Source organism: Allobosea sp. CS1GBMeth4 (assembly GCF_900185715.1).
GTDB lineage: Bacteria > Pseudomonadota > Alphaproteobacteria > Rhizobiales > Beijerinckiaceae > Allobosea.
Genome location: NZ_FYAS01000014.1, coordinates 43,832 through 68,484, shown reverse-complemented (window position 1 = coordinate 68,484; position 24,653 = coordinate 43,832). Strand labels below are relative to the sequence as shown.

Here is a 24,653-nt window from a genome sequence, read left to right as displayed (position 1 = left end):
CTTAAATTTTGCCTAAAGCAACCGCGCAGGCTTTCGGCATGGTCCATGGCTCCACCGTCAGGACGTGCTCTTCACTGATTTGACCTTGTCGAGCGAAACCTTGATCGCCCCGATCAGAAGCGTCGGGACCTGGGTCGAGAAGTCGATGCCGTCGACCTTGCCGGTGATCTCGGTCTTGACCGTGATCGCCGCCCCGGAAACGTCGGTGCCGTCGACGGTGATCGTGTACTCGCCCTCGGATGCGACCGAGCCGGTCGAGGTCTTGCCGTCCCAGGTATAGGTCTGGTCGCCGGCCACGAGCGTCTTGGTGCCGGTGTAGACGACCTTGCCGCCCGCATCCTTGATGGTGATCGTGCCGGTGCCGCCCTTGGAGGCGTTGAGCTTCCACTCCGCCTTGCCGTCCTTGAGCTGGGTGGCCGCCCCGTCGGCTGTGACGGTCTGTCCGACGAAGCCGATCGCGCTGGCGCCCGTCGTCGCCTTGCTGACGCCGAGCAGCGCGGTCAGCGTCTCGTTTTGCTTGAGCTGCTGCTCGACGCCGGCGAACTGCACCAGCTGCTGGGTGAACTGGTTGGTGTCGAGCGGATCGAGCGGGTTCTGGTTCTTGAGCTGCGTCGTCAGCAGGGTCAGGAACTGGTCGAAATTATTGGCGATCGTCGTGTTGCTGCCGGTCGCGGTGTTGTTCTGCGCCGCAGCGATCTGCGACGCGCTCCAGGTGCTGGTGTTGGAGACGGCCATCGCGTCCCTCCTTCAGATGCTGAGATCGACGCCGCCGAGGCGGCTGCCGCGTGGCCGCGACGCGACCTCGCCGACGAGCGCGCTGTCCTCGGAGGTCTGGACCCAGGCGCGGCGGCCGCGCGGCGTCTCGTCGTCCTGGCGCTGCTGCTGGCGCGAGCCCGACTGGTCGGCGGAATCGCGCAGGCTCATGTCGATGCCGCCCTCGCTCGGCTTCAGGCCGGCCTGCTCGAAGGCGCGCTCGAGCGTACGGGCGTCGCGCTGCAGCATCTGCAGCGTCTCGACCCGGTCGACCGTCAGCTTGGCGCTGACGTCGCCCTTGTCGGAAATCTCCAATCTGACGTCGATCCGCCCGAGCTCGGCCGGATCGAGCCTGATGTCGAAGCGCTTGTTGCCGGCCAGAGCGCGCGCGCCGATCTCGACCGGGACGACATGCAGCGGCGTCGGCCGGCCTGCCTCGGCCGAGGCCGTCCTGGCGGCGGCTTCCGCCTGCGCATGCGCCGTCGCCTGAGCGGCGGCGTCGAGCTCGGTCAGCGGCGGCTGCGGCTTGGTCAGGCTCTGCGGCCCGGCGGCGAGAATGGCCTGCGGGCTCAGCGGCGCGGCGCCCTGTTGCCCGCCGGCGGTTTCGGCCGGTGCTGCCTGCGTGGTCTGGGCGACGGCGGCGGCGGAGTCGGCGGGCTTGACCTCGCCCGCCGCCTTCGCATCGCCGCTCTGCGCCGTCGGCAGGGCCTTGCCCGCCTCGCCGTCGGCCTGGCCGGCGGCTGGCGCGTCGCCCGGCGTCGCTTCCACCGTCTTCGTGTCGCCCTGCGGAGCGTCGCCGGATTTGGCATCGCCCGATTTGCCATCGGCCCCGGCCGCCGGCAGCTGCGGCGCCAGCCCGGCCTTGATGTCGGCCGCCGCCGCCTCGCCGCCCGCGCTTGCCTGGCCGTCGGCCCTGGCCGGCAGACCGGGCGGAACCGGCACCGCGACCGCGCTGCCCGTGGATTGCGTCGTGGCGCCCGTCTCGCCGGCCGCCTCGGCGCCCTTGTCCGGTGCAGCGGCCACGCCCTCCGGCTTCGGCGGCTCGCCTGCCTGGGCCATGGCAGCCGCGAGTGCGAGAAATTCGGCGCTGACGGGCGGCACCGCCGGGGGTTGCATCGCCGCCCCTGCGGCGGCCTGCTCCTCCGGCATCTCCTTGCCGATCACCGGCGCCCCGTCGAGGGCGGTGGCCAGAACCGCCTTGCGTTCCTCGACCCTCTTGCCCTGGACCGAGCCTGCGCCGGCCGCAGCCGCGCTCTTGCCGCCATCGGCCGTGGCGGCTTCCCCGGCCGTGGCCGGCTCTGCTTCGGGGCTGACCTTCGCCGTGCCGGATCGTCCTGCGGCTTCCGCCGGCTTCGCATCCTTGCCGGCATCCTCGGCTCGCGATGGCGGCCTGGTCTCGGCCGCGGCGCCGGTACGGGGGGCGTCGTCGGGCCGTGTCCGCTCCTGCCCGCTCCGCTCCTCGTCGAGCCGCGGGCGCGGCCGCTCGGAGGGCTCCGGCGGCAAGCTGAACGCCGGCTCCGACCGGCCCGCCTCGGAAGCGCGGCGGCTGGGGAAGCTGACCTCGGGCAACGCGGACGAACGCGAGACCGGCGCGGCGGACATGGATACTCTCCGGAACAGAACCGTGACGATGCGACGCCCCGAACCAGCAAGAGCCGAGCCAACGGCAGATATCTTCAATATCAAAGGGTTATAACGGATCGCCCTGGAACCCACCCGGCAGGAAGCGCGCGCTCCCGCCGGCCGACCCGGCAGGAATTGCCGGCCGGATGCTGGCCCGCACCTGTCAAAACCGCTATAGAGCGCCCAAATCTCGGGTGCCCCGCCCCCGACCCTTTGTCCCGGAACCCCGATGACCACCTCGCTCAACTCGCTCGACATCGCCAAGCCGCCCGCGGCGACGCGCGTCGTCGCGGCCATGTCGGGCGGTGTCGACTCCTCGGTGGTCGCCGCCCTGCTAAAGCGCCAGGGCTACGATGTCGTCGGCGTCACCCTGCAGCTCTACGACCATGGCGCGGCGGTGCATCGCGCCGGCGCCTGCTGTGCCGGCCAGGACATCCACGACGCCCGCCGCGTCGCCGAGGCGATCGGCATCCCGCATTACGTGCTGGACTATGAGAGCCGCTTCCGCGACGCCGTGATCGAGCGCTTCGCGCAGAGCTACCTCGCCGGCGAGACGCCGATCCCCTGCGTCGAATGCAATCGCACGGTGAAGTTCCGCGACCTGCTCGGCCTCGCCCGCGAGCTCGGGGCCGACGCGCTCGCCACCGGCCACTATGTCGTGAGCCGCGAGCTCGGCAACGGCCATCGCGGCCTGTTCCGCGCCGCCGACGCCAGCCGCGACCAGAGTTATTTCCTCTACGCCACCACCCAGGAGCAGCTCGACCTGCTGCGCTTCCCGCTCGGCGGCCTCGACAAGGCGCAGACCCGCGCCCTCGCCGCCGAGTTCGGCCTCGCCATCGCCGACAAGCCCGACAGCCAGGACATCTGCTTCGTGCCGAACGGCCGCTATGCCGAGATGATCGAGCGGCTGAAGCCCGGCGCCGCCCGGCCCGGCGCCATCGTCCATCTCGACGGCCGCGTGCTCGGCCGGCACGAGGGCGTGCTGCGCTACACCGTCGGCCAGCGCAAGGGTCTCGGCATCAGCGCCGCGGAGCCGCTCTACGTCGTCGCGCTCGACGCCGAGAACGCCCGCGTGCTGGTCGGCCCGCGCGAGGCGCTGAGCGTCGGCCGCGTCGACCTGCGCGACCTCAACTGGATCGGCGACGTCGCCCTCGCGGACCTGCCGCCGGAGGGGATCGAGGTCGCGGTCCGCGTCCGCTCGACCCGCGCCCCGCGCGAGGCGCGGCTCCTCGCCGACGCGACAGGCGTCCATGTCCTGCTGGCGCAGGGCGAGGAAGGCGTCTCGCCGGGCCAGGCCTGCGTGATCTACGACCATGCCGGCGCCGACGCGCGCGTGCTCGGCGGCGGCGTCATCATGGCGAACCAGGCCTCGCGGCCGGCGCCGAAGCCCGAGCCTGCCTACGCCACCTCATGACGACGACGAATGGTCTCGACGCGCAGAAGCGCGTCTACGCGGTCTGGGCGAAATTCTACGACCGGATCTATCAGGGCCTGCTCGCCCGCGCCCAGCGCGAGGCGGTGGCGGCGGCCTGCGCCAGCGGCCGCGACATCCTCGAGATCGGCGTCGGCACCGGGCTGACCCTGCCCTATTTCGAGCGCGACCGGCAGGTCGTCGGCGCCGACCTCTCGCTCGACATGCTGCGCGTCGCGAAAGCCAAGGTCGAGAGCCAGGGCCTCGCCCATGTCCGCGGGCTGATGGTGATGGACGCCTGCCGGCTCGGCTTCGCCGACAACGCCTTCGACGCGGTGACGGCCCAGTTCGTGATCACGCTCGTCCCCGATCCCGAGCAGGCGCTCGCCGAGATGGACCGGGTGCTGCGCCCGGGCGGCGAGATCGTCATCTCCAGCCGCCTCGTCGGCGATGGCGGCCTCGCCGCGCCGTTCTGGAAGCTGGTCGCGCCGCTGGCGCGGGCGATCGGCTGGAGCAGCGACTTCAAGGTCTCGCGCCTGACCGGCTGGGCCGCCGCCACCGGCCGCTACGAGACCGTCCATGTCGGCCAGGGCTATTTCAAGGTGGTCAGGCTGAGGAAGCTGCGCTGAACCGCGCCATCGAGGCTTGACGCCGACACCCGCCGCCCCCTATATCCGCGCCGTCGCGATTGACCGCCTCCTTCAGGCGCGTCGCCATCGGGGCGGGGTAGCTCAGCTGGTTAGAGCAGCGGAATCATAATCCGCGTGTCGGGGGTTCGAGTCCCTCTCCCGCTACCACTCTACCCCCCGACATTTTCGCTGTCGGGAAGTGGTCTCCTCCGATCAGGCTGGTCAGCTCTCCCGGGACTGAGATGTCGGGCTGCGTTCCGGCGGCCCGCTCAGAGCCGGGGCGTGCTGTAGAGCCGCTTGCCCCGGACGGAGATCTCGACCTCCTGAAGATAGTCGCGCAGGGCTTCCGTCGCGACCGCGATGCCGAGCCCGGGCGCGTCCGGGGCCGCGACCTGCCCGTGCGCGTCGCGCGCCAGCTGGTTGGCCGCGATCGCCGTCGCCAGCGGCTTGGGCATCGCCGGGTATTCGCAGATCTCGTGATCGGCGAGGCCGGCATAGGGCTGCAGCGACGCCGACAGGGCAAGATGCGAGGTGAAGGTGTGGTTGACGAAGGTCACGCCCTTCGCCACCGCATAATCCGCCACCGCCTTCGACGGGCCGATGCCACCGATCCGGCCGCAATCGATCTGGACATAGCCGATGCCGCCATAGTCGATCAGGTGCCGCGCCATCGATTCGTTGTGGGCGCCCTCGCCGCCGGCGAGGCGCACCGTGGCGCTGCGCCGGGCGAGCGCGCCATAGGCTTCGAGGGCGCTGGCGTGGAAGGGCTCCTCGAACCAGCGGACATTGGCCTTCTCCATCGCCGGCAGCCGCGCGGCGGCGCGCTCGACATCCTCGATGAAGATCTGGCCGGTATCGACCAGCAGGATGCCGTCCGGCCCCAGCCCTTCGCGCGCCGCGACGAAATGCTCGGCATCGGCCTCGACGCTGCCGCGGCCGATCGGGCCCCAGCCGAATTTGGCGGCGCGGAAATTGCGCTGCCGGGCATCGCGGGCGCGTTCCAGCGTCTCCTGCGGCGTGTCGCCGAACAGCACGGAGGCGTAGGGCGTCTTGGCATGGCTCCGGCGATAGCCGAGCAGGCGCCAGACCGGCTCGGAGCGCAATTTGCCGAGAATGTCCCACAGGGCCATCTCGACGCCGGAGAAGGTATGCGGCGCCTGCAGCAGGTCCATCGAGTTGTAGGCCACCGCCGCCGCGATGCGGGCGATGTCCTCCGGACCATCCAACGTCTGGCCGAGCACGGAATCGGCGACGGGCCGGCAGACGCCGTGCGACATCGGGCAGATGAAGGCGGCGATCGAGGGCAGCGGCGCCGCCTCGCATTCGCCCCAGCCGACGAGGCCGCCGGCGGCGACCCGCACCAGCAGCGCGTCCTGGCTGCCATCCGCCTCCTCGGTGACGACGGGCATGGCGAGATAGAAGAAGTCGACGGCCTCGATCCTCGGCACGGGCTTTGTCCTCACAGTTCGTAGATCGACGCGCGCGGCGCGAAGGCGACGGTCTCGTCGAGCGGATAGACGGGGCGGGCGCAGATGCGGTGTCCGAGGCTCTTCAGGTTCGCCGAGGTCGCTCCGGGCGCGTCGACGTTGAAGTTGCGGGCGCACCACTGGTCGTACATGTGGAACTCGGTGTGCGGGGACTTCACGACGATCAGGTCGAAATCCTCCGGATCGAGCCCGTTGGCGTAGTACATCGCCCGGTCGAACAGGCTGACCGAGCGGCTCATCACCACGATGGTGACGTTGTCGTAAGTCAGCACCGCGGTCGGCCCGGCGCGGAGCGGCGCCTTCATCGTCTCCAGAGAGGCCTCTCCGTCCGAGAGCAGCCTGACCGTCGCGCGCACCGGCATCGGCGGGAAGCGGGCGGGATCGATCGAGCCGCCGAGCGTCAGCGAGAGGGTCGCGCCGACGCCGGCCGCATGCGCCGCCGCCGCGGCCGGCGCATCGACGATCTGGGCCAGCACGCGCTTGCCGTAACCGGCCCGGCGCAGCCCGGCGAGGATCGCATTGCTGTCGCCGGACGCGCCCGAGGAGGTCGCGTCGGCGGCGTCGGTGAAGATCACCGGCCCGTCGATGCTGCGCGCCTGCGCGATGGCCCGCTCCAGCGGCACGAGCTTGCCCTGCATGCGGAAGCGCAGCGGCCAGAACTCCTGCGCCAGCCGCGTCGCCTCCCGCTCCGCGGTGGCGCGGTCCGCGTCGGTCAGGATCAGCACCTGCGAGCACAGCTCCGGCACGTCGGTGAACGGGTTGCCGATCATGATCCCGGCCGCGAGCACGCTGCCCTCCTCCTCCAGCCGGCGGCATTCGGCGAGCAGGTCGCCATAGCAGCCGGTCTTGGTGATGAGCTCGTCGCCGCGGACCAAAGCGGGAATGACGACGCGGGCGGCGACCGGATTCACGCCGCCCTCCATCAGCTTCAGCAGCAATTCGGCGGCGCGCCGCCCGGTATCGGCGAAATCGACATGCGGATAGGTCCGGTAGATGGAAAAGCCGTCGACCTGCCGCAGCATCCGGTCGGTCAGGATGCCGTGCAGGTCGAGCGAGATCACGATCGGCATGTCCGGGCCGACGCGCTGGCGCAGCTTCTCCAGCAGATGGCCTTCCGGGTCGAGCTCGCCATCGGCGCCCATCGCGCCGTGCAGCGAGACATAGATGCCGTCGACGCCGTCGAGCCCGGCGAAGATCGCCGCCAGCACCTCCTCCGACAGCCTTTTCCAGCCCTCTGCGGACAGCAGCCCGGCGCTGCCGGCGCGCGCGCAGATCGTCGGCACGATCTCGACCCCGGGCCGGGCCTCGAAGACCGCGAGCGCGCCGCCGAGCTCCTGGTTCCTGCCGCGCTGCTCGTAGAGCCCCTCGCCATGGCGGATCAGGAAGTCCTCGTATTGCGAGGGCAGCGGGTTGAAGGACGAGATCTCCTGCTTGCAGTCGGCGATCAGGATGCGCTTCATGGCGGGCTCCGGCGGGTCAGAACTTGAGGCGGGGGTCGAGCACGTCGCGCAGGCCGTCGCCGAGCAGGTTGAGGCCGAGCACGCAGACGATGATCGCGAGGCCAGGGAACACCGTGATCCACGGCGCCTCGCGCATGAAATCGCGGCCCTGTGCGATGATCGAGCCGAAGGAGGCGGCCGGCGGCGGCGGCCCGGCGCCGACGAAGGACAGGGCCGCCTCGGCCAGCACCGCGATGGCGAAGACATAGGTCAGCCGCACGATCAGCGGCCCGGCCACGTTGCGCAGCACATGCCTGAACAGGATGGTCAGTTCGCCGGCGCCGATCGAGCGCGCGGCGGCGACATAGTCCTGCTCCCGCTCGAGCAGCACCGAGGCGCGCACGATCCGGGCGGTGTGCGGCGTCGTCGCGATGGCGAGCGCGATCACGACATTGGTGAGCGAGGCGCCGAGCACCGCCGAGACCACCATGGCGAGCACGATCGAGGGGAACGCCATCAGCGCGTCCATGATCCGCATGATCGGCTGGTCGAGACGCGGGAAGAAGCCGCCGACCGCACCGCACAGCGTTCCGGCGATGCCGGCGAGCACGACGGTGAAGGCGCCGATCGCGAGCGAGATGCGCGCGCCGATCATCACCCGCGAGAGGATGTCGCGGCCGAAATGGTCCGTGCCGAACCAGTGGACGGCATCCGGCGCCACCAGCCGGGCCCGGACATTGCTGCGCAGCGGATCGAAGGGTGACAAAAGGTCGGCCGCGAGCGCGACCAGCACCATGGCGAGCACCAGCGCGGCTCCGATCACGAAGGAGCGGTTGCGCAGCAGGCGCCGCAGCGCGGCGCGGCCGACGAGCGGCGCGCCGGCGCTCATGCCAGCCTCACGCGCGGGTCGACGACGGCGTAAAGAATGTCGACGACAAGGTTGATCGAGAGATAGACGACCGCGAGGAACAGCAGCCCGCCCTGCAGCACCGGGAAATCGCGCGCGGCGATGGCGCCGACGATCAGCCGGCCGATCCCGGGGATCGAGAAGACCTGCTCGACGATGACGGCCCCGCCGAGCAGGGCGCCGGAGACGATGCCGATCACGGTCAGGATCGGGATCAGCGCGTTGGGCAGCGCATGGCGCAGCACGACGCGCAGCTTCCCCAGCCCCTTGGCGTCGGCAGTCCGGACATAGTCCTGCCCGAGCGTGTCGAGCATCGAGGCGCGCGCCATCCGGGCGATGAAGCCGACCTGGACCAGCCCGAGCGTCAGCGCCGGCAGGATCATGCCACGCAGCCACTCGGCCGGCGACTGGCCGAAGGCGGTGAAGCCGCCGCTCGGCAGCCAGCCGAGCGAGACCGCGAAGACCAGGACCATCACCAGGCCGAGCCAGAAATCCGGCACCGACAGGCCGAGCAGCGCGGCGGTCATCACCGCCTGGTCGGGCCAGCGATTATGGTTGACGGCGGCGACCAGGCCGGCGGCGACGCCGACGAGCACCGCGAAGACGAGCGCCAGCGCCGCCAGCGCCAGTGTCACCGGCAGGCGCTCGATCAGCGCGGCGCTCACCGAACGGTTGAGCAGGATCGACTGGCCGAGATCGCCGCTGAGGATCCGCCCGTACCAGCCCAGCATCTGCTGCGGCAGCGACAGGTCGAGCCCGAGCGCACGCCGCAGCGTGGCGACCTGCTCCGGCGTCGCCGAGGCGTCGAGGAACGCCGCCGCCGGGTCGCCCGGCACGAGCCAGATCAGCGCGAAGGACATCAGCGACACCAGCGCGAGCACGAGAACGGCGCCCGCGAGCCGGCGGATCAGGAAGCTTCCCATGCAGCTCCTCGAGGATCGAAATGACGGTGGCGTGCCTGCCGGCGCAGCCTGCAGGAGCAACCCGCAGGCGAGGGTCAGCCGGCCGCGCTCACGGTTCGAGCCAGACGCCCCACATCCGGGGGATGCGATAGGGCTTGAAGTTCTTGAGCTTGGCGGTCGAGGCCTGGAAGACCCCGTAATTGCCGGCCTTCATCGCCACGGCCGCGTCGTACATGTGCTTCTGGAAGGCGTCGTAGAGCGCCTTGCGCTTGCCCTCGTCGAGCTCGGCGTTGAAGGCGGCGGCGATGCGGTCGATCTCCGGGTCCTTCGCCTGCTGCGACAGGCCGTTCACCCAGGGCGCCATCACCGAGCCCGGCCCCTCATAGGGCTCGATGCCGAAACCATGCGTCCAGAAGGTCCAGTTCGCCGGGGTGAAGCCGATCTTGGACACGGTCGGCCAGTCGGACACCGCGATCTCGACCGCGATGCCGATCTCCTTGAGCTTCTGCTGCACCACCGTCGCGGTGTCGACATTGGCGCGCAGATTGTCGACGATGAAGGTGACCTTGCCGCCCTTGTAGGAGGATTTGCCGAGCAGCTCCCTGGCGAGCTTCAGATCCGCCTTGTTGTACTTGTCGCCGCCGGCGGTCGAATGGAAGGCCGCGCCGGGATAGAGCCAGCTCGGATCGAGCTGGTAGATGTCGGCATAGGAGATCGCCATGATCTCCTCCATGTCCAGCGCCGCCTGCACGGCGAGGCGGAAGTTGACGTCGTCGGCGGGCGGCTGCGCCTGGTTGAACTTGATCACCTGCAGGCCGAACGGCATCACCTTGTGGATGGTGAAGCGCGCATCGGTGGCGAGCCGCTTCGCCGTCGGCCCGTCGACGGTCTCGTTGAACTGGATCTGCCCGGCCTCGAGCGCCGCTGTGCGCGCGCCGCCCTCCGGCATGAAGCGGAAGGTCACGCCGTCGAGGAAGGCTTCCTTCTTCCCGGCGAAGCCGTCGCGGCCGGTGCCCTTCGGATTGGGCGCGTAGCCGTCGTAGCGGCTCAGCTTCACATGGCTGTCCGGCTTGTACTCGACGAACCTGTAGGGGCCGGTGCCGACGATCTCGATCTTGCCGGCCTCCTTGGCGGCCTCGCTCGCCGGATAGATCGCGATCGGCGCGCGCGGCGACGACAGGTTGTCGAGGAAGGTCGACTGGGCCTGTTTCAGCGTGACCGTGACCTCGTGCTCGCCGCTCGCCTTGACCGTCTCGATCGCGGCGACGAGTGCGGGCGACGCGCCGATCTTGCGATAGCGCTCGAGCGAGGCGACGACGTCGCCGGCATCGAGCTTCTTGCCGTTGTGGAAGGTCACGTCCCTGCGGAGCGGGAAGACATAGGTCTTGCCGTCGGGGGAGACGCTGACGCCCTCGGCCAGCTCCGGCACCGGCTTGGCGTTCTCGTCCCGGGCGTAGAGCGTCTCGAAGACATGCAGGGTGATGTTGCGCGCGGCCTGCGCCGAGGTGATCTGCGCATCGAGCGAGGGCGGCGCCTGGCTGATGCCGATGACGACCTCGCCGCCCTTGCGCTGCGCCACCGCTCCCTGAACCCCTCCCAGGGCTGTCGCCGCCGCGATCGCCGCGCCGAGAATGATGTGCTTTGCCATGGTCTTCTCCCCTCCGGATGATGGTCAGGCACGAAGTCGTTCAGGCTGCGGCGCGCTGCGCGTCGTAATCCTCCATCAGCACCGCCACGGCATCGCCGCGCTGCACGCGGCCGGGCCCCGCCGACATCCACAGCACGCCGTCCCGGCGATAGCGCACCTCGAGCGGGGCGCGGTCGATGTCCTCGACGAAATGCAGGTAGCCGGCGAGCTCGCCGGCCCGGCAGGCGTCGCCGACGACGTTGCGCGGCTCGAACAGCCCGCCGGCGGGAGCGAACGAATAGCCGGCCGGATCGCGCACCATCATGTGGCGCGTGCCGGCCGACCCGTCGCGCTGGCGCGTATCCGGCTTGCCCTCCATCAGCCCGCAATGCCTGAGGATGTTGGTCAGGGCCCGGTCGGCGATGCGCACGCCCTCGACATTGACGCGCCCCCAGCCGCCGAGCTCGGTGCCGAGCGAGAGGATGCCGCGGCGCTCGACCGACGAGGTCAGCGTCGCGCCCTCGTCGACGCCCCAGAACACGACATTATAGGGCGCGCCGAAGGCCGCGGCAGCGGCCATGGTGCGCTCGCGGAGGGCGGCGTCCGCGACATAGTGCATGTTGGTCGAGAGCGCGGAATCGCCCGAGTGGCCCGCCGTATGCAGATCGACGGAGACGTCGACGAGCGGCAGCAGCATCGCATCGACGAAATGGGCCAGCATCTCGGAGAAAGTGCCCTTCGGATTGCCCGGAAAGCAGCGGTTCATGTCGCGGTTGTCGACCGGCGAGAGCCGGGTGTCGTTCATCACGGCAGGAATGTTGAGCGCCGGGATCATGATGACGCGGCCCTGGATCGCGGCCGGGTCGAGGCTGCGGGCCAGCCGCGAGATCGCGATCGGGCCCTCGTATTCGTCGCCATGGACCCCGCCGGTGAACAGGATGGTCGGTCCGCTGCCGTTCCTCACGCTGACGATCGGGATCTCGACGACGCCCCAGCCGGAGGTGTTGCGGGAAAGCGGGGCGCGCAGATAGCCGGCCTGACGGCCATTCGCTTCGAGATCGACTTCGCAGCGAACCCGGCTTGTGGACGACATGGCGAGCCCCTCCTTGCCCTTGTCTGCGTATGATTGTATACGATTAGACGACGTGTCAAGCGAGAGAGATTCGAATGCCGGAGACAGCCGGAGGTGAAGCGACAGTCGAGAGCGCGGCGCGAGAGCGCGCGGGAAGCCCGCCTCCGGACTGGCAGCCGCTCCAGCCGCAGACGCTCGTCGACCGCGCCATCCAGGCGATCATCGCGGGCGCCGCCGCCGGGCTGATCCTGCCGGGAGACCGCATCGTCGAGGTCGACCTCGCCCGCAAGCTCGGCGTCAGCCGCGTGCCGGTGCGCGAGGCGCTGCGCCTGCTGGAAAGCCAGGGTGTCGTCGTCAGCGAGGCCTATAAGGGCATCCGGCTGCGGCCCGTCACCAATGAGCGGGTCTCTGATCTGATCGAGGCCCGCATCGCGCTCGAAGCCAGCGCGACCGCCCGCGCCGTCGCCGCCGGCCGCAACCGCGGCGGCCATCTCGACGCATTGCGCGGCGCGGTCGCCGAGATGGAGCTGATGGCGGCTCGCGGCGACGCCTATGGCGTCGCCGTCGCCGATACGCGCTTCCACCGCGCGCTCTGCCGGCTCGGCGGCAACAGCGTCACGCTCGACCTGTGGGAGACGCTGGCGCCGCAATGCACGATCATTTTCGGCCTCGCCACTTTCGGCAAGCCGATGGCCGGCGTCGTCGAGGAGCATGTCGATCTCCTCGCCGTGTTCGAGGCCGGCGACATCGAGGCGATCGGGCGCACGCTCGACGAGCACATCACCGTGATGAACCACGCGATGGACTACGAGGCGATCGTCGCCAGGCGCCGCAGGGAAAGGGACGCACAGTGAACGATCAGGCACTTCGGCAGACGCGCGCAGCCCGCCCGGCAGGGCTGCCGCCCTTCAGGATCACCCGGATCGAGGCGGCCCCGCTCTTCGGGGAGAGCCCGAAGGGCGGCTGGTCGGCCGAGATCCGGCCGGAGGATTCGATCCACGCCCTGATCGCGGTTCACACCGACCAGGGCCTGACCGGCTATGGCAGCGTCTTCACCGACGGGCGCCTCGTCCAGGCCGGGCTCGAGGTGCTGGCGCCGCTGTTCCTCGGCGCGGATGCGCTCTCGCCCGAATTCGTCAGCGAGAAGCTGCACCAGAACACCTTCTGGATGGGCCGCGGCGGCACGCTGACCCATACCATCAGCGGCATCGACATCGCGCTCTGGGACATTCTCGGCCAGGCCACCGGCCTCGGCGTCGGCCGGCTGCTCGGCGGCCGCTATCGCGAGCGCGTACAGCCCTATTGCTCGCTCCTGATGGAGGAGCCGGACGCCATGCGCGAGGTGGTCGCGAGCTATCGCGACAAGGGCTTCACCGCCTTCAAGATCGGCTGGGGCCCGTTCGGGCGCGCGCTCGACACCAGGCTCGACGAGGCGATCGTGCGCGCCGCGCGCGAAGCGGCTGGCGAGCGCTCCCGGCTCTTCGTCGATGCCGGCGCCAGCGACGCGCTCTGGCCGCACGGGCTGAAATGGGCGAGGCGCACCGCCGAGATGCTGGCCGATTACGAGGTCGGCTGGTTCGAGGAGCCGGTGCGGCCGGACGCGATCGACGATTACCGCGAGTTGCGCCGCTCCTCCCCGGTGCCGATCGCCGGCTGCGAGGTGCTGACCCGGCGCCAGAGCTTCATCCCCTGGCTGACCACGGGCGCGCTCGACATCGTCCAGCCCGACGTCACCAAGGTCGGCGGCATCTCCGAGCAGCGGCGCATCGCCTGGATGGCCTATGATCTCGGCGTCAAATATGTCGGCCATGGCTGGAACACGGCGCTCGGTCTTGCGGCCGACCTGCAGATGGCGTCGGCCTTCCCGGATGCCGATCTGGTCGAGTTCATCGGCGGCAGCCCCTATGTCGACGGCATCCTCGCCAGGCCCTTCGCCCTCGACGAGGACGGCTGGCTGACGATTCCCGATCTGCCGGGCCTCGGCGTCACCATCGACCGCGACAAGCTCGCCAGGTACACGCCCGACCCGGACGCGCTCTTCGCCTGACGGCGGCGACGCTCGACCCGCTTCCGGCCAACCGCGGGGGCGGCCGCGATACGCGCCCGAATTTCGGTGCTATCACCACCGGAATGAAGCAGGCCGCGTCGGCGGATGATCCGTCGCGCGGCCTCGTCCCGTTCCCACCTGTACCCGCCGACCCGCGCCATGACTTCAGCCCAGCGACAGGAGAATGGGACCGCCATCGTCCCCGGGATCGCCGCGGGGCCGCTCGTGGTCATGCGGGAGCCTCTCAGCTTCTGGGGCGGCGTCGACCCCGCCACCGGCATCGTCATCGACGTGCACCACCCTTCGCATGGTGCCTCGCTCGCCGGAGCGGTGGTGATGATGCCGACCAGCCGAGGCTCATGCTCGGGCTCGGGCGTGCTGCTGGAGCTCGCGCTCTCGGGGCGCAATCCCGCCGCCCTGGTCTTCGCCGCCCCCGAGGACACGCTGACGCTCGGCGCCATCGTCGCCGCCGAGATGTTCGGACGCCGCATCCCCGTCATTCGGCTCGCTGACGAGGCCTTCGCCGCCCTGTCCTCCGCGACGGAGGCGACGATCGCGCCGGACGCCCTATCGGCCGATCATGGGCGCGTCCGGATTCCGCTCGCCGCGGCCGCGCAGGAGGATCTGGAGCTCTCTCCCGACGACCGGCGCATGCTGGACGGGGCGGGGGGGCCGGCAGCGCAGCAGGCCCTGCGCATCCTCTGCGCCATGGCCTGCCAGCAGGGCGCGCGCGCGCTCGTCGACGTCACGCGGGCGCATGTCGACGGCTGCATCTATGCCGGCCCGGCCAATCTCATCTTCGCCGAGGCGATGGAGGCGCTCGGCGCGAAGGTCCGCATCCCGACGACGATGAACGCGATCTCCGTCGACCATGCCAACTGGCGCCGGCAGGGCGTCGCACCGGCGTTCGGCGAGCCGGCCGCGCGCCTCGCCGACGCCTATGTCCGGATGGGCTGCCGCCCGAGCTTCACCTGCGCGCCTTACGCCCTGCCCGATCCACCGGCTTTCGGCGAGGCGATCGGCTGGTCGGAATCGAATGCCGTGATCTTCGCCAATTCCGTGCTCGGGGCCCGGACGGCGAAGCATCCGGATTTCCTGGATTTCTGCATCGCCGTCACCGGCCGTGCCCCGCTCGCCGGAGCCTTTCTCGACGAAGGCCGGCAGGCGCGCCGCGCGGTCCGCATCGAGCTGCCCGAGGGTGCCGACGGCGCGGCCTGGCCGCTGATCGGCTATCTCGCCGGGCTGGCCTCGCCCGACCGCGTCCCGCTGATCACGGGCCTCGCGCAGGCGCGCCCGTCCCATGACGATCTCAAGGCGCTCTGCGCCGCCTTCGGGACGACCTCGGCGGCAGCCATGCTGCATATCGCGGGCATCACGCCGGAGGCGGAAAGCCTCGGCGGCGAGCCGGAGGACGTGATCCTCGTCACGCAGGGCGCTCTCGCCGACGGCTGGCGCAAGCTGAACGACGGCCCGTCCGAGGTCGATCTCGTCGCCATCGGCAGCCCCCACGCCTCCCTCGACGAGTGCCGCGCCGTCGCCGACAGGCTCGGCGGCCGCCCTCTGGCGCGGCAGCTCTCCCTCATCGTCACCACCAGCCGCGACGTCGTGGCCGCGGCCAGACAGGATGGGACGCTGGCGAAGCTGCGGGCCAGCGGCGTCGAGATCGTCTCCGACCTCTGCTGGTGCTCGATCACCCGCCCCGTCTTCCCCGCGCGTGCGAGGGTGGTCCTGACCAACTCCGGCAAATACGCCCATTACGGGCCGGGGCTCTCGGGCTGCACCGTCAGGCTCGGCACGCTCGAGGATTGCATCGCGGCCGCCCTCACCGGCGTCGCTCCCGCCCGTTTGCCCGCCTGGCTGTCCTGAGTTGCGCCCGTGACGCGACCCGTGGTCGGCCGATCACGGGGCCGTATATACCGGCACGGATTTCGCGGTCGGATCGGTTCCCGAGCTAACGCTCGTCGCTCAGGGACGGCCCGCCGGCATCGTCGTCCTGCAGGATGCGCCAGGCGGCACCCTCGAGATCGACGAACTGGCCGCTGCGCATGCACCAGAAGAAGGCGCCGAGCCCGACGAGCCCGAGCCCGAGCGCGAGCGGGAACAGGATGACGATGATGTTCATGAGCGCGCCTCCTGTTCCGGCCCGCTTGCGCGGGCCCGCAAGGCATTGAGCGTCACCACCAGCGAGGAGCCCGACATGGCGGCGGCGGCGACCAGCGGCGTCGCCAGCCCGGCGATCGCGAGCGGCACCGCGACCGCATTGTAGAGCACCGCGAAATAGAGGTTCTGCAGCATCAGCCGCCGCGCCTTGCGCGCGATCGCCAGCGCGGCCTGGACCGGCGCCAGACTGTCGCCGAGGAAGACGATGTCGGCCGCCGCCTGCGCCAGATGCGTCGCGCTGACTGGCGAGATCGAGACATGCGCGCCCGCCAGCGCCGGCGCGTCATTGAGCCCGTCGCCGACCATCAGGACCTTGCGGCCCTGCGCCGCCATGCGCTCGAGCAGGGCGAGCTTCTCGCCCGGCAGCAGGCCGGCATGCAGCTCGGCGACGCCGAGCTCGGCCGCGATCGGCGCCACCGCCTCGAGACGGTCCCCGGAGAGGATCGTGACCGCGAGTCCGGCCCTCCGCAGAGCGGCGACCGTCTCGCGGGCTTCGGGGCGCAGAGCCTGCCCCAGCGCCAGCACCGTGCGCCGCGAGCCATGGCGATAGGCGATCAGCGAGGCGCCGGGGTGAGCCGCCGCCACAGCGGCGGCCTCCGCCTCGGCGCCGCAGAAGGTGACGCTGCCGAGGCGCCGCTCATCCTCGCCCTGCCCGGTCGACAGGCCCTGGCCACGTTCCTCGTGAATATCGCCCCCGCAAGGTGCGCCGCCGAGGGCACGGGCCAGCGCCTGCGCGAGCGGATGCCGGCTCGCCGCCGCGAGCGCGCCGACCTCGCTCCGCCACTCGGGCGGCAGCGCCTCGGGGTTGAGGATCTCCGGCTCCGGCAGCGTCAGGGTCCCGGTCTTGTCGAAGACGGCGACGTCGGCCTCGGCGAGGCGCTCGAGCGCGTCGCCCTCCTTCAGCATGATCTTGCGCCGGAACAGGGCGGAGGCCGCGACGACCTGCACGGCCGGGATCGCCAGGCCGAGCGCGCAGGGACAGGTGATGATCAGCACGGTCACCGCGATCATCAGCGCCTCCGGCCAGGACAGGCCGAAGGCCAGCCAGCCGAGGAAGGTTGCCGCCGCCAGCGTGTGGACGACCGGGGCGTAGAGCCGCGCCGCGCGGTCGGACAGCCGCACATAGCGCGAGCGGTTGCCCACCGCCTGGTCCATCAGCCGGTCGATCTCGTCGAGCAGCGTGCCCTCGCCCGCCGCCTCGACGCGCACCGTCAGCGGGCCGGTCAGGTTCAGCGTGCCGGCGTGGACGCGGCCGCCGAGGCCGATGGCTGCCGGCGCGGTCTCGCCGGTGACGAGGCTCTGGTCGAGCTCGGAACGGCCCGTCTCGACGATCCCGTCGACCGAGACGCGCTCGCCGGGCCGCACCAGCACCCGGTCGCCCGGGGCGATGGCGGCGATCGGCGTCACCACCCAGCTGCCGTCCGCGGCGAGCTTCGTCGCGGTCTCGGCCTTGAGCGCGGCCAGATTGCCGGCGAGGTCGCGCGTCCGCCGCCGCATCAGCTGGTCGAGATAGCGCCCGATCAGCAGGAAGAACAGCAGCATGACGACGCCGTCGAAATAGGCGTGCCGGCCATGGCTCCAGGTCTCGGCGACCGACATTGCGAGCGCCAGCACGACGCCGATGGTGATCGGCACGTCCATGTTGACGGCACCGGCCTTCAGCGCCCGCAGCGCGCTCTCGAAGAAGGGCCGGCCGGCATAGGCTGCGGTCGGCAGCGCGATCAGCGCCGAGAGCCAGTGGAAGAAGTCGCGCGTCGTCGGGTCGATGTCGCCGCTGTTGCCGGCCCAGACGGCGACGGACAGCAGCATGATGTTCATCGCGGCGAAGCCGGCGACGCCGAGGGCGCGCAGCAGGCGCCGCTCCTCGCTCGCCGCCCCGTCCGCCTGACGCTCCGGCACGAAGGGGTAGGCCTTGAAGCCGAGCGCGGCGAGCTTGTCCACCACCGCTTCCGGCCGCAGCAGCGCCTCGCGCCATTCGACCGAGACCCGCTTCAATGCGAGATTGACCCTGGCGCCGAGGATCGCGGGTTCGCGGGAGAGCCCGCCCTCGATCGCCTGCATGCAGCCGGCGCAGCGTATCCCGTCGACCGCCAGCTCCATGCTGGCGACGCCATCGTCGCGATGGCGCACGAAGACCGAGAGATCCTGCGCCGCCATCTCAGTGCTCCGCGAGGCTGACGCGGCTGCGCGAGAGGAAGACGACCTCGTCCCCCCGGCGCGCCTGCAGCTCGAGGATCCACGAGCCCGCCGGGATCTGGTCGAAGCGGGATTCGTAGCGCCCCGCCCCGTTCTCGTTCAGCGTCACCTCCCGGTCCTGGGCGGACGTCGCGGGATGGCGCAGACGCGCGGTGGTGACGAAGCCGGAGAGCGCCCCGCCGGTCCGATCGGCCAGGGTCACGGCGAGGGCCGCGCCCTCCCCCTGCCGGGCGAGCGCCGCCGTCGCGGTCCAGCCGCGCGCGTCGCGCTCGTGCTGGCGGGCGATCTCGTCATTGTAGCGCTGGCTGTCCTCGTAGGCGCTGCGCGTCTCGACGCCCGGCATCGTCCGCAGCGCCACGGTCATGATCGTCGCGTTGACCGAGACCACCACGCCGAAGAACATGACGAGCACCGCCGCGACCATGCGCCCGGTGAGCTCGAAGGGACGGCGTGGTGCGGCCGGGCGCGGGTTCTCGTAGGGCATGATGATGACTCCGCAACAGCTCATGGATGGGCCCCCGGCGCCATGAAATGGTCGCTCGCGCGCACCGTCTCGCCGGCGAAGAGGTCGGAAGCCGTGATGGTGATCGGCTGCGAGGGCGCGAGCGGCACGCCGGCCGGCACGGTGACGAGCACCCGCACCTCCCGCGAGGAATCGGGCTCGACCATCACGATGGGCCGGAGATCGGCGCTCGGCGCGGCGCCGACGGCCTCGATCCGGACGCCTGGAAGCCCGGCGACGGTCAGCGCGAAGGGCCGCGTCTCCGGGCGCTTGTTGAGCAGGCGCACCGTATAGGCGTTGCGGATCGAGCCGTCGCTCAGGGTGACGAACAGCGGCGTGCGCTCGTGCAGCACCGAGATGCCGGCGGTGCTGCGTGTCGCGAGCTGCCAGAGCATCGCCCCGCCGACGACGACGATCAGCGCCGTATAGGCCAGGGTGCGCAGGCGCACCGGCCTGTAGATCGAGGCGAGCCCAGCCAGCCGGCGTTTGACGTTGCCGTCCGTGTCGTAGGCGATCAGCCGGGTCGGCCGGCCGATCTTGGTCATCACCGAATCGCAGGCGTCGATGCAGAGCCCGCACTGGATGCAGTCGATCTGCGCGCCGTCCCGGATGTCGATGCCGGTCGGGCAGACGGCGACGCACTGGAAGCAGTCGACGCAGTCGCCGGCCGGCGCTCCCTCCGCCCGCAGCCTCGCGGCCTGCTTGACCGAGACGCGCGGATCGCCGCGGTCGTAGCGATAGGTGACGTTCAGCGCGTCGTCATCGGTCAGGGCCGCCTGGATGCGCGGCCAGGGGCACATGTACTTGCAGACCTGCTCGCGCATGATGCCGGCGAGCGTGTAGGTGGTGAAGGTCAGGATGCCGATCCAGACATAGGCCGAGAGCGGCGCGGTGAAGGTCGCGAGCTCGCGCACCAGCGTCGGCGCATCGGCGAAATAGAGCACCCAGGCGCCGCCGGTCCACCAGGCGATCAGCAGCCAGACCAGATGCTTGGCGCCCTTGCGCCAGATCGCGTCGAAGCCCCAGGGCTCGGCGTCGCGGCGCATCCGCTCGCGCCGGTCGCCCTCGAAGAAGCGCTCGACCGCGAGGAAGAGATCCGTCCAGACCGTCTGCGGGCAGAGATAGCCGCACCAGACCCGGCCGGCGACGGCGTTCATCAGGAACAGGACGAAGGCCGCCAGGATCAGCAGCCCGGTGAAGTAGTAGACCTCCTGCGGCCAGATCTCGATGAAGAAGAAGTAGAAGCGGTTGTTGGCGAGATCGGCCAGCACCGCCTGGTTGGGCAGGTGCGGGCCGCGATCCCAGCGCAGGAAGGGCAGCAGGTAGTAGATGCCCAGGCACAGGATCAGGATGAGCCACTTCGCGCGCCGGAATGGTCCGGACACGCTCTGCGGGTAGACCTTCCGCGACGTCGCGAAGAGCGGGATATCGCCGGGATCGGTCTCGGTCGTGGTCACGCTACTGTCCTCCCCCCAGCGAATGGACGTAGACGGTCAGCGCCTTGATCGTGGTGTCGTCGAGACGCCCGGCCCAGGCCGGCATCACGCCGCCGCGGCTGTTGCTGATCGTCTCCGTGAGGGACGCCATGTCCATGCCGTACAGGCTGATCGCGTCGGTCAGGTTGGGCGCGCCCAACTCCTGATTGCCCTTGCCGTCCGCACCGTGGCAGGCCGCGCAATTGTCGGCGAACACCTTGCGGCCGAGCGGAAGGTCGGCCTTGGCCTCGGTCGACAGGCCGGCGAGCTCGCGCACATGGCTGGCGACGGCGATGATCTCCTCGCGCTTGAGCACTCCGTCGCGTCCGAAGGCGGGCATCTGGCTGACGCGGGTATCGTTGTCGCCGGCCACGCGGATGCCGTGCCGGATGGTCTGCTGGATCGCATCCAGCGAACCGCCCCAGAGCCATTCGTCGTCGTTGAGGTTGGGATAGCCCTTGCCGCCGACGCCGCCGACGCCGTGGCAGGCGGCGCAATTGTCGCCGAAGGCGGCCTTGCCCTGCGCCACCGCCATCTGGAACAGCGCCGGATCGGCCTTGATCTGCGCCGGCGTGGCGTCGGCCATGCCCGCGGCCCGGGCCGCGCGCTGCGCCTTGAGCTGCGCCATCTCGACGGTGATGTCGTTGCGGCTGGCGTAGCCGATCACGCCCTTGGTCGCGCCGGTCAGCAGCGGCCAGGCCGGATAGACCACCCAGTAGCCGATCGACCAGACGATCGTGGCGTAGAAGATGCCGAGCCACCAGCGCGGCAGCGGCGTGTTGAGCTCGCGGATGCCGTCCCATTCATGGCCGGTCGTGGCCTGGCCGGTGACGGCGTCGACATGCGGGGCATCGTGCTGCTGGTCCATCGGTCAGTCCTCGCGCAGCGGGGTGAGCGCAGCTTCCTCGAAGCGAGCGCGGTTCTTCGGCCAGAAGGCGTAAAGGCAGACGCCGAGGAAGACGGCGACGAAGTAGAGGAGGCCGGCCGATTGGGCGAAGCCGGCGAGCCAGTGATAGGTCGTTTGCATCGTCGTGCTCACCGGATGTTGGCCTTGTCGTCGTAGAGCTTGAAGTCGACCAGGGTGCCCAGCACCTGCAGATAGGCGATCAGGGCGTCGGCTTCGGTGAGGCGCTGGGGGTTGCCGTCGAAATCGCGCGACTGCGCCTTCGGATAGCGCTTCTCGAGATCGGCCTGGCCGGGATGCTCCGGCGTGGCCTGAGCCTTCAGGTCGGTCTCGGCCTGCGCGATCATTTCATCGGTGTAGGGCACGCCGCCGGCCCGGTTGGCCCGCAGCTCGCCGGCGATGTCGCCGAAGGTCAGGTCCGTCTTCGCCAGGAAGGGGTAGCCCGGCATGATCGACTGCGGCACGATCGCGCGCGGCTCGGCGAGATGCGCCCGCTGCCACTCGTCGGAGTACTTGCTGCCGACGCGGGCCAGGTCCGGCCCCGTCCGCTTCGAGCCCCACTGGAACGGCTTGTCGTACATGCTCTCGGCCGCGAGCGAATAGTGCCCGTAGCGCTCGACCTCGTCGCGCAGCGGCCGGACCATCTGGCTGTGGCAGTTGTAGCAGCCCTCGCGGACATAGATGGCGCGGCCGGCCAGTTCGAGCGGCGTGTAGGGACGCACGCCCTGCACGGTCTCGATCGTGTTCTTCAGATAGAAGAGCGGCGCGATCTCGACCAAGCCGCCGATCGAGACCATCAGCAGCACGCCGATGACCAGGATGATCGAATTGGTCTCGAAGATCTTGTGCTTGGCCCAGAGCGAGCGGTGCGGCGCCTTGTGTTCGATGCTCGTCATGACGGATCCTCAGGCGGTGGCGAGCTGGCCGGGGGGCAGCACACGGGCCTCCGGCGTGTCGGCGGCCTCCTTGGAGCGCACCGTCATCCAGAGATTGAAGGCCATGATCAGCGCGCCGAGCAGGAAGAGCCCCCCGCCGAGAGCACGGATCACGTAGAAGGGATGCATCGCCGCGACCGTCTCGATGAAGGCGTATTCGAGGAAGCCGAGCGAGGTGTAGGCCCGCCACATCAGGCCCTGCAGGATGCCCGAGACCCACATCGCCGAGATGTAGAAGACGATGCCGAGCGTCGAGACCCAGAAGTGCCAGCTCACCAGCTTGAGCGAGTAGAGCCCCTTGCGGTTCCACAGCCAGGGCACCAGGCAGTAGATCGCGCCGAAGGAGATGTAGGCGACCCAGCCGAGCGCGCCGGAGTGGACGTGGCCGACGGTCCAGTCGGTGTAGTGCGAGAGGCCGTTCACCGCCTTGATCGACATCAGCGGCCCTTCGAAGGTCGACATGCCGTAGAAGGCGAGCGAGACCACCATCATCCGCAGCACGGGGTCGGTCCGCAGCCGGTCCCAGGCCCCCGACAGCGTCATGATGCCGTTGATCATGCCGCCCCAGGAGGGCATCCACAGCATGATCGAGAAGGTCATGCCCAGCGTCTGCGCCCAGTCGGGCAGCGCCGTGTAGTGGAGATGGTGCGGCCCGGCCCAGATGTAGATGAAGATCAGGGCCCAGAAGTGGATGATCGACAGCCTGTAGCTGTAGATCGGCCGCTCCGCGCGCTTCGGCACGAAGTAGTACATCATCGCGAGGAAGCCGGCGGTCAGGAAGAAGCCGACCGCATTGTGGCCGTACCACCACTGGAACATCGCGTCCTGCACGCCCGACCACAGCCCGTAGGACTTCGGCGACAGGATCGAGACCGGCACGGCGACGTTGTTGCCGATATGCAGGACCGCGATGGTCAGGATGAAGCCGAGATAGAACCAGTTCGCCACATAGATGTGCGGCTCCTTGCGCTTCATCAGCGTGCCGAGGAAGACCAGGAGATAGACGACCCAGACGATGGTCAGCCAGAGGTCGGCATACCATTCGGGCTCGGCGTATTCCTTGCTCTGGGTGATGCCCAGCAGGTAGCCGGTGCCGGCGATGACGATGAACAGGTTGTAGCCGAGCACCACGAACCAGGGCGAAAGATCGCCGGCGAGGCGGGCCCGCGACGTGCGCTGGACGACATAGAAGGAGGTGCCGATGAGGGCGTTGCCGCCGAAGGCGAAGATCACCGCGGAGGTGTGCAGCGGCCGCAGCCGGCCGAAATTCGTCCAGGGCAGGTCGAAGTTCAGCACCGGGAAGGCGAGCTGCAGCGCGATGATCAGCCCGACGATGAAGCCGGCGAGGCCCCAGACCATCGCGGCCACCGTCGCGAACTTCACCGGGCCCAGATTGTAGTTGGGCCTGCCGTCGATCTCCTGCGGCGGGGCGGCGGGCGTCCCGTCGAAGCAGCGATTGCCGATCAGGATCACACTGGCGGCCGCTGCGGCAGCGCCGAGCGCTGCGTGGAAGGCGTAACCGGAATTCTCGGCCATGGCAGCGATCAGGATCAGCGGCAGCACGCAGGCCGCCGCAATCAACATCCCGATCATCTCGCCGACCGTCATCCGCCTGACAGGGCTTGTCGTCGCCGTCACATCCGACTCCCGCTTCTTCAACCGGCGCGCAATCGCGCCAACAGCAGGAGGCTTAGCGACAGGGGGGCGGAACGGCTTTGATTCAGGTCAAGAGGTCGGAATTGTGCACTGCGGCGCGACGGCGCAGTTCAGGCCGCGACGGCGTTCATCCGATCCGGATTCATCAGCCGCACGCCGCCGGGCACGATCAGGATCGTGTTCTCCTTCGCCAGGCGGGTGAAGGTGCGGCTCACCGTCTCGATCGTCAGGCCGAGGAAATCGGCGATGTCCTGCCGCGTCATCGGCAGCGGCACCGTGACGGACGGCTTGCTGAGCCGCGCCCAGCGCTGCTGCATGCCGAGCAGGAAGCAGATCAGCTTCTCCTCGGCGGTGCGGCGTCCGAGCAGCATCATCTGCTCATGGGCGAGCGTCAGCTCATGCGTCGCGAACTCGTGCAGCCGCTTGAGCAGATGCGGCTTGGCGTCGACCAGCGCGGTATAGGCTGCCCGCGAGAACGCGCAGACCGTGACCTCGCCGATCGCGTCGGCCGAGAAGCCGTAGGCGTCGCGCATGGCGAGCCCGAGGAAATCGCCCGGCAGCGCGAAGCCGACCACCTGCCTGCGCCCGTCGGACAGCAGCTTGTAGAGCCGCACCACACCGCTGGTGACGTTGTAGACGCAATGCGCCTCGGCCGCTTGCGCGAACAGCGTGTCGCCGGACGAGAAATGCGTCGGAGTCGCGAGCGATTCCAGCAGTGCGAGCTCCTCCTCCGACAGAGGCGCGCAGACGCTGACCAGGCGGACCATGCAGTTGCCACATGCGCCGTCGCCCTGGGCTACGGCGTTGCACGGCGCGGGCTGACAATTCACGATCGGACCTTCCTGCTCATGCGCGAAGTCTAACTTATGCCTGGAAACGCAGAAAGCGCCCTTCTCGCCGCAGGGGCCAAATTTGACCCAGATCAATG

At 69.9% G+C, this 24,653-nt stretch carries 22 protein-coding genes and 1 tRNA gene; 6 read left to right on the top strand and 17 right to left on the bottom strand.

Annotated features, from left to right (window positions below; translation table 11 throughout):
* Positions 1-57: 57 nt before the first annotated feature.
* Both CS1GBM4_RS07665 and CS1GBM4_RS07660 read right to left on the bottom strand, forming a co-directional pair.
* Positions 58-735 carry a flagellar hook capping FlgD N-terminal domain-containing protein gene (locus CS1GBM4_RS07665; RefSeq protein ID WP_186418113.1) on the bottom strand — a complete coding sequence of 226 codons (678 nt, stop codon included), beginning with the start codon at positions 733-735 and terminating at the stop codon, positions 58-60.
* A 12-nt stretch (positions 736-747) separates the two neighbouring features.
* Positions 748-2,355, bottom strand: a complete 1,608-nt coding sequence (locus tag CS1GBM4_RS07660; protein ID WP_186418112.1) for a flagellar hook-length control protein FliK — start codon at positions 2,353-2,355, stop codon at positions 748-750.
* A gap of 250 nt (positions 2,356-2,605) precedes the next feature.
* Between CS1GBM4_RS07660 and mnmA the strand changes: the two genes are divergently transcribed.
* From mnmA to CS1GBM4_RS07645, 3 genes are all read left to right on the top strand, one after another.
* Positions 2,606-3,790, top strand: a complete 1,185-nt coding sequence (gene mnmA / locus CS1GBM4_RS07655; RefSeq protein WP_186418111.1) for a tRNA 2-thiouridine(34) synthase MnmA — start codon at positions 2,606-2,608, stop codon at positions 3,788-3,790.
* The gene (locus CS1GBM4_RS07650) at positions 3,787-4,416 is read left to right on the top strand and encodes a class I SAM-dependent methyltransferase (RefSeq protein ID WP_186418110.1); all 630 of its coding nucleotides are present in this window, start codon (positions 3,787-3,789) and stop codon (positions 4,414-4,416) included. The genes mnmA and CS1GBM4_RS07650 overlap by 4 nt, the downstream gene beginning before the upstream one ends.
* Positions 4,417-4,507: 91 nt before the next feature.
* Positions 4,508-4,584, top strand: a tRNA-Met gene (locus CS1GBM4_RS07645).
* A 101-nt stretch (positions 4,585-4,685) separates the two neighbouring features.
* On the opposite strand, the gene CS1GBM4_RS07640 is transcribed toward CS1GBM4_RS07645, so the two are convergent.
* The 6 genes from CS1GBM4_RS07640 to CS1GBM4_RS07615 all read right to left on the bottom strand — a co-directional run bounded on the left by CS1GBM4_RS07640 (position 4,686) and on the right by CS1GBM4_RS07615 (position 11,871).
* A complete protein-coding gene (locus tag CS1GBM4_RS07640; RefSeq protein ID WP_244607111.1) occupies positions 4,686-5,864 on the bottom strand; it encodes a mandelate racemase/muconate lactonizing enzyme family protein in 1,179 nt (392 codons plus the stop codon).
* 11 nt (positions 5,865-5,875) lie between these two features.
* Complete coding sequence (locus CS1GBM4_RS07635) at positions 5,876-7,363, bottom strand: M81 family metallopeptidase (RefSeq protein WP_186418109.1); 1,488 nt, start codon at positions 7,361-7,363, stop codon at positions 5,876-5,878.
* 16 nt (positions 7,364-7,379) lie between these two features.
* Positions 7,380-8,231 (bottom strand): ABC transporter permease, encoded by an 852-nt coding sequence (locus tag CS1GBM4_RS07630; RefSeq protein WP_186418108.1) that lies wholly within the window; start codon positions 8,229-8,231, stop codon positions 7,380-7,382.
* Positions 8,228-9,172 carry an ABC transporter permease gene (locus CS1GBM4_RS07625; protein WP_186418107.1) on the bottom strand — a complete coding sequence of 315 codons (945 nt, stop codon included), beginning with the start codon at positions 9,170-9,172 and terminating at the stop codon, positions 8,228-8,230. Before CS1GBM4_RS07625 ends, CS1GBM4_RS07630 begins: the two co-directional genes overlap by 4 nt.
* Before the next feature lie 88 nt (positions 9,173-9,260).
* Positions 9,261-10,799, bottom strand: a complete 1,539-nt coding sequence (locus tag CS1GBM4_RS07620) for an ABC transporter substrate-binding protein (RefSeq protein WP_186418106.1) — start codon at positions 10,797-10,799, stop codon at positions 9,261-9,263.
* Between the two features lie 40 nt (positions 10,800-10,839).
* Positions 10,840-11,871 (bottom strand): succinylglutamate desuccinylase/aspartoacylase family protein, encoded by a 1,032-nt coding sequence (locus CS1GBM4_RS07615; RefSeq protein ID WP_186418105.1) that lies wholly within the window; start codon positions 11,869-11,871, stop codon positions 10,840-10,842.
* 74 nt (positions 11,872-11,945) lie between these two features.
* Between CS1GBM4_RS07615 and CS1GBM4_RS07610 the strand changes: the two genes are divergently transcribed.
* From CS1GBM4_RS07610 to CS1GBM4_RS07600, 3 genes are all read left to right on the top strand, one after another.
* Positions 11,946-12,704, top strand: a complete 759-nt coding sequence (locus CS1GBM4_RS07610) for a GntR family transcriptional regulator (RefSeq protein WP_186418104.1) — start codon at positions 11,946-11,948, stop codon at positions 12,702-12,704.
* Positions 12,701-13,897: a mandelate racemase/muconate lactonizing enzyme family protein gene (locus CS1GBM4_RS07605; protein WP_244607110.1), complete on the top strand. Its 1,197-nt coding sequence runs from the start codon at positions 12,701-12,703 to the stop codon at positions 13,895-13,897. Before CS1GBM4_RS07610 ends, CS1GBM4_RS07605 begins: the two co-directional genes overlap by 4 nt.
* Before the next feature lie 231 nt (positions 13,898-14,128).
* Positions 14,129-15,763 carry an aconitase family protein gene (locus CS1GBM4_RS07600; protein ID WP_244607109.1) on the top strand — a complete coding sequence of 545 codons (1,635 nt, stop codon included), beginning with the start codon at positions 14,129-14,131 and terminating at the stop codon, positions 15,761-15,763.
* Positions 15,764-15,848: 85 nt separating this feature from the next.
* Here the strand turns inward: CS1GBM4_RS07600 and ccoS are convergent, their stop codons facing one another.
* The 9 genes from ccoS to CS1GBM4_RS07555 form a co-directional block, all read right to left on the bottom strand.
* The gene (gene ccoS / locus CS1GBM4_RS07595; RefSeq protein ID WP_186418102.1) at positions 15,849-16,019 is read right to left on the bottom strand and encodes a cbb3-type cytochrome oxidase assembly protein CcoS; all 171 of its coding nucleotides are present in this window, start codon (positions 16,017-16,019) and stop codon (positions 15,849-15,851) included.
* Positions 16,016-18,214 carry a heavy metal translocating P-type ATPase gene (locus CS1GBM4_RS07590; protein ID WP_186418101.1) on the bottom strand — a complete coding sequence of 733 codons (2,199 nt, stop codon included), beginning with the start codon at positions 18,212-18,214 and terminating at the stop codon, positions 16,016-16,018. The genes ccoS and CS1GBM4_RS07590 overlap by 4 nt, the downstream gene beginning before the upstream one ends.
* A gap of 1 nt (position 18,215) precedes the next feature.
* Complete coding sequence (locus tag CS1GBM4_RS07585) at positions 18,216-18,737, bottom strand: FixH family protein (RefSeq protein WP_186418100.1); 522 nt, start codon at positions 18,735-18,737, stop codon at positions 18,216-18,218.
* 20 nt (positions 18,738-18,757) lie between these two features.
* Complete coding sequence (gene ccoG, locus CS1GBM4_RS07580; protein WP_186418099.1) at positions 18,758-20,212, bottom strand: cytochrome c oxidase accessory protein CcoG; 1,455 nt, start codon at positions 20,210-20,212, stop codon at positions 18,758-18,760.
* A 1-nt stretch (position 20,213) separates the two neighbouring features.
* Positions 20,214-21,098, bottom strand: a complete 885-nt coding sequence (ccoP, locus tag CS1GBM4_RS07575; protein WP_186418098.1) for a cytochrome-c oxidase, cbb3-type subunit III — start codon at positions 21,096-21,098, stop codon at positions 20,214-20,216.
* A gap of 3 nt (positions 21,099-21,101) precedes the next feature.
* Entirely contained in the window at positions 21,102-21,257 is a 156-nt protein-coding gene (locus tag CS1GBM4_RS07570; RefSeq protein WP_186418097.1) for a cbb3-type cytochrome c oxidase subunit 3, read from the bottom strand.
* Between the two features lie 8 nt (positions 21,258-21,265).
* Positions 21,266-22,030: a cytochrome-c oxidase, cbb3-type subunit II gene (gene ccoO, locus CS1GBM4_RS07565; RefSeq protein WP_186418096.1), complete on the bottom strand. Its 765-nt coding sequence runs from the start codon at positions 22,028-22,030 to the stop codon at positions 21,266-21,268.
* 9 nt (positions 22,031-22,039) lie between these two features.
* A complete protein-coding gene (gene ccoN, locus CS1GBM4_RS07560; protein WP_244607126.1) occupies positions 22,040-23,662 on the bottom strand; it encodes a cytochrome-c oxidase, cbb3-type subunit I in 1,623 nt (540 codons plus the stop codon).
* A gap of 173 nt (positions 23,663-23,835) precedes the next feature.
* Entirely contained in the window at positions 23,836-24,492 is a 657-nt protein-coding gene (locus CS1GBM4_RS07555; protein ID WP_186418095.1) for a helix-turn-helix domain-containing protein, read from the bottom strand.
* Between the last annotated feature and the right edge of the window lie 161 nt (positions 24,493-24,653).

Coding starts and splice junctions, on each gene's coding strand:
- CS1GBM4_RS07665 (WP_186418113.1), bottom strand. CDS start 735: ATGGCCGTCTCCAACACCAGCACCTGGAGCGCGTCGCAGATCGCTGCG.
- CS1GBM4_RS07660 (WP_186418112.1), bottom strand. CDS start 2,355: ATGTCCGCCGCGCCGGTCTCGCGTTCGTCCGCGTTGCCCGAGGTCAGC.
- mnmA (WP_186418111.1), top strand. CDS start 2,606: ATGACCACCTCGCTCAACTCGCTCGACATCGCCAAGCCGCCCGCGGCG.
- CS1GBM4_RS07650 (WP_186418110.1), top strand. CDS start 3,787: ATGACGACGACGAATGGTCTCGACGCGCAGAAGCGCGTCTACGCGGTC.
- CS1GBM4_RS07635 (WP_186418109.1), bottom strand. CDS start 7,363: ATGAAGCGCATCCTGATCGCCGACTGCAAGCAGGAGATCTCGTCCTTC.
- CS1GBM4_RS07630 (WP_186418108.1), bottom strand. CDS start 8,231: ATGAGCGCCGGCGCGCCGCTCGTCGGCCGCGCCGCGCTGCGGCGCCTG.
- CS1GBM4_RS07625 (WP_186418107.1), bottom strand. CDS start 9,172: ATGGGAAGCTTCCTGATCCGCCGGCTCGCGGGCGCCGTTCTCGTGCTC.
- CS1GBM4_RS07620 (WP_186418106.1), bottom strand. CDS start 10,799: ATGGCAAAGCACATCATTCTCGGCGCGGCGATCGCGGCGGCGACAGCC.
- CS1GBM4_RS07615 (WP_186418105.1), bottom strand. CDS start 11,871: ATGTCGTCCACAAGCCGGGTTCGCTGCGAAGTCGATCTCGAAGCGAAT.
- CS1GBM4_RS07610 (WP_186418104.1), top strand. CDS start 11,946: ATGCCGGAGACAGCCGGAGGTGAAGCGACAGTCGAGAGCGCGGCGCGA.
- CS1GBM4_RS07600 (WP_244607109.1), top strand. CDS start 14,129: ATGCGGGAGCCTCTCAGCTTCTGGGGCGGCGTCGACCCCGCCACCGGC.
- ccoS (WP_186418102.1), bottom strand. CDS start 16,019: ATGAACATCATCGTCATCCTGTTCCCGCTCGCGCTCGGGCTCGGGCTC.
- CS1GBM4_RS07590 (WP_186418101.1), bottom strand. CDS start 18,214: ATGGCGGCGCAGGATCTCTCGGTCTTCGTGCGCCATCGCGACGATGGC.
- CS1GBM4_RS07585 (WP_186418100.1), bottom strand. CDS start 18,737: ATGCCCTACGAGAACCCGCGCCCGGCCGCACCACGCCGTCCCTTCGAG.
- ccoP (WP_186418098.1), bottom strand. CDS start 21,098: ATGGACCAGCAGCACGATGCCCCGCATGTCGACGCCGTCACCGGCCAG.
- CS1GBM4_RS07570 (WP_186418097.1), bottom strand. CDS start 21,257: ATGCAAACGACCTATCACTGGCTCGCCGGCTTCGCCCAATCGGCCGGC.
- ccoO (WP_186418096.1), bottom strand. CDS start 22,030: ATGACGAGCATCGAACACAAGGCGCCGCACCGCTCGCTCTGGGCCAAG.
- ccoN (WP_244607126.1), bottom strand. CDS start 23,662: ATGATCGGGATGTTGATTGCGGCGGCCTGCGTGCTGCCGCTGATCCTG.
- CS1GBM4_RS07555 (WP_186418095.1), bottom strand. CDS start 24,492: ATGGTCCGCCTGGTCAGCGTCTGCGCGCCTCTGTCGGAGGAGGAGCTC.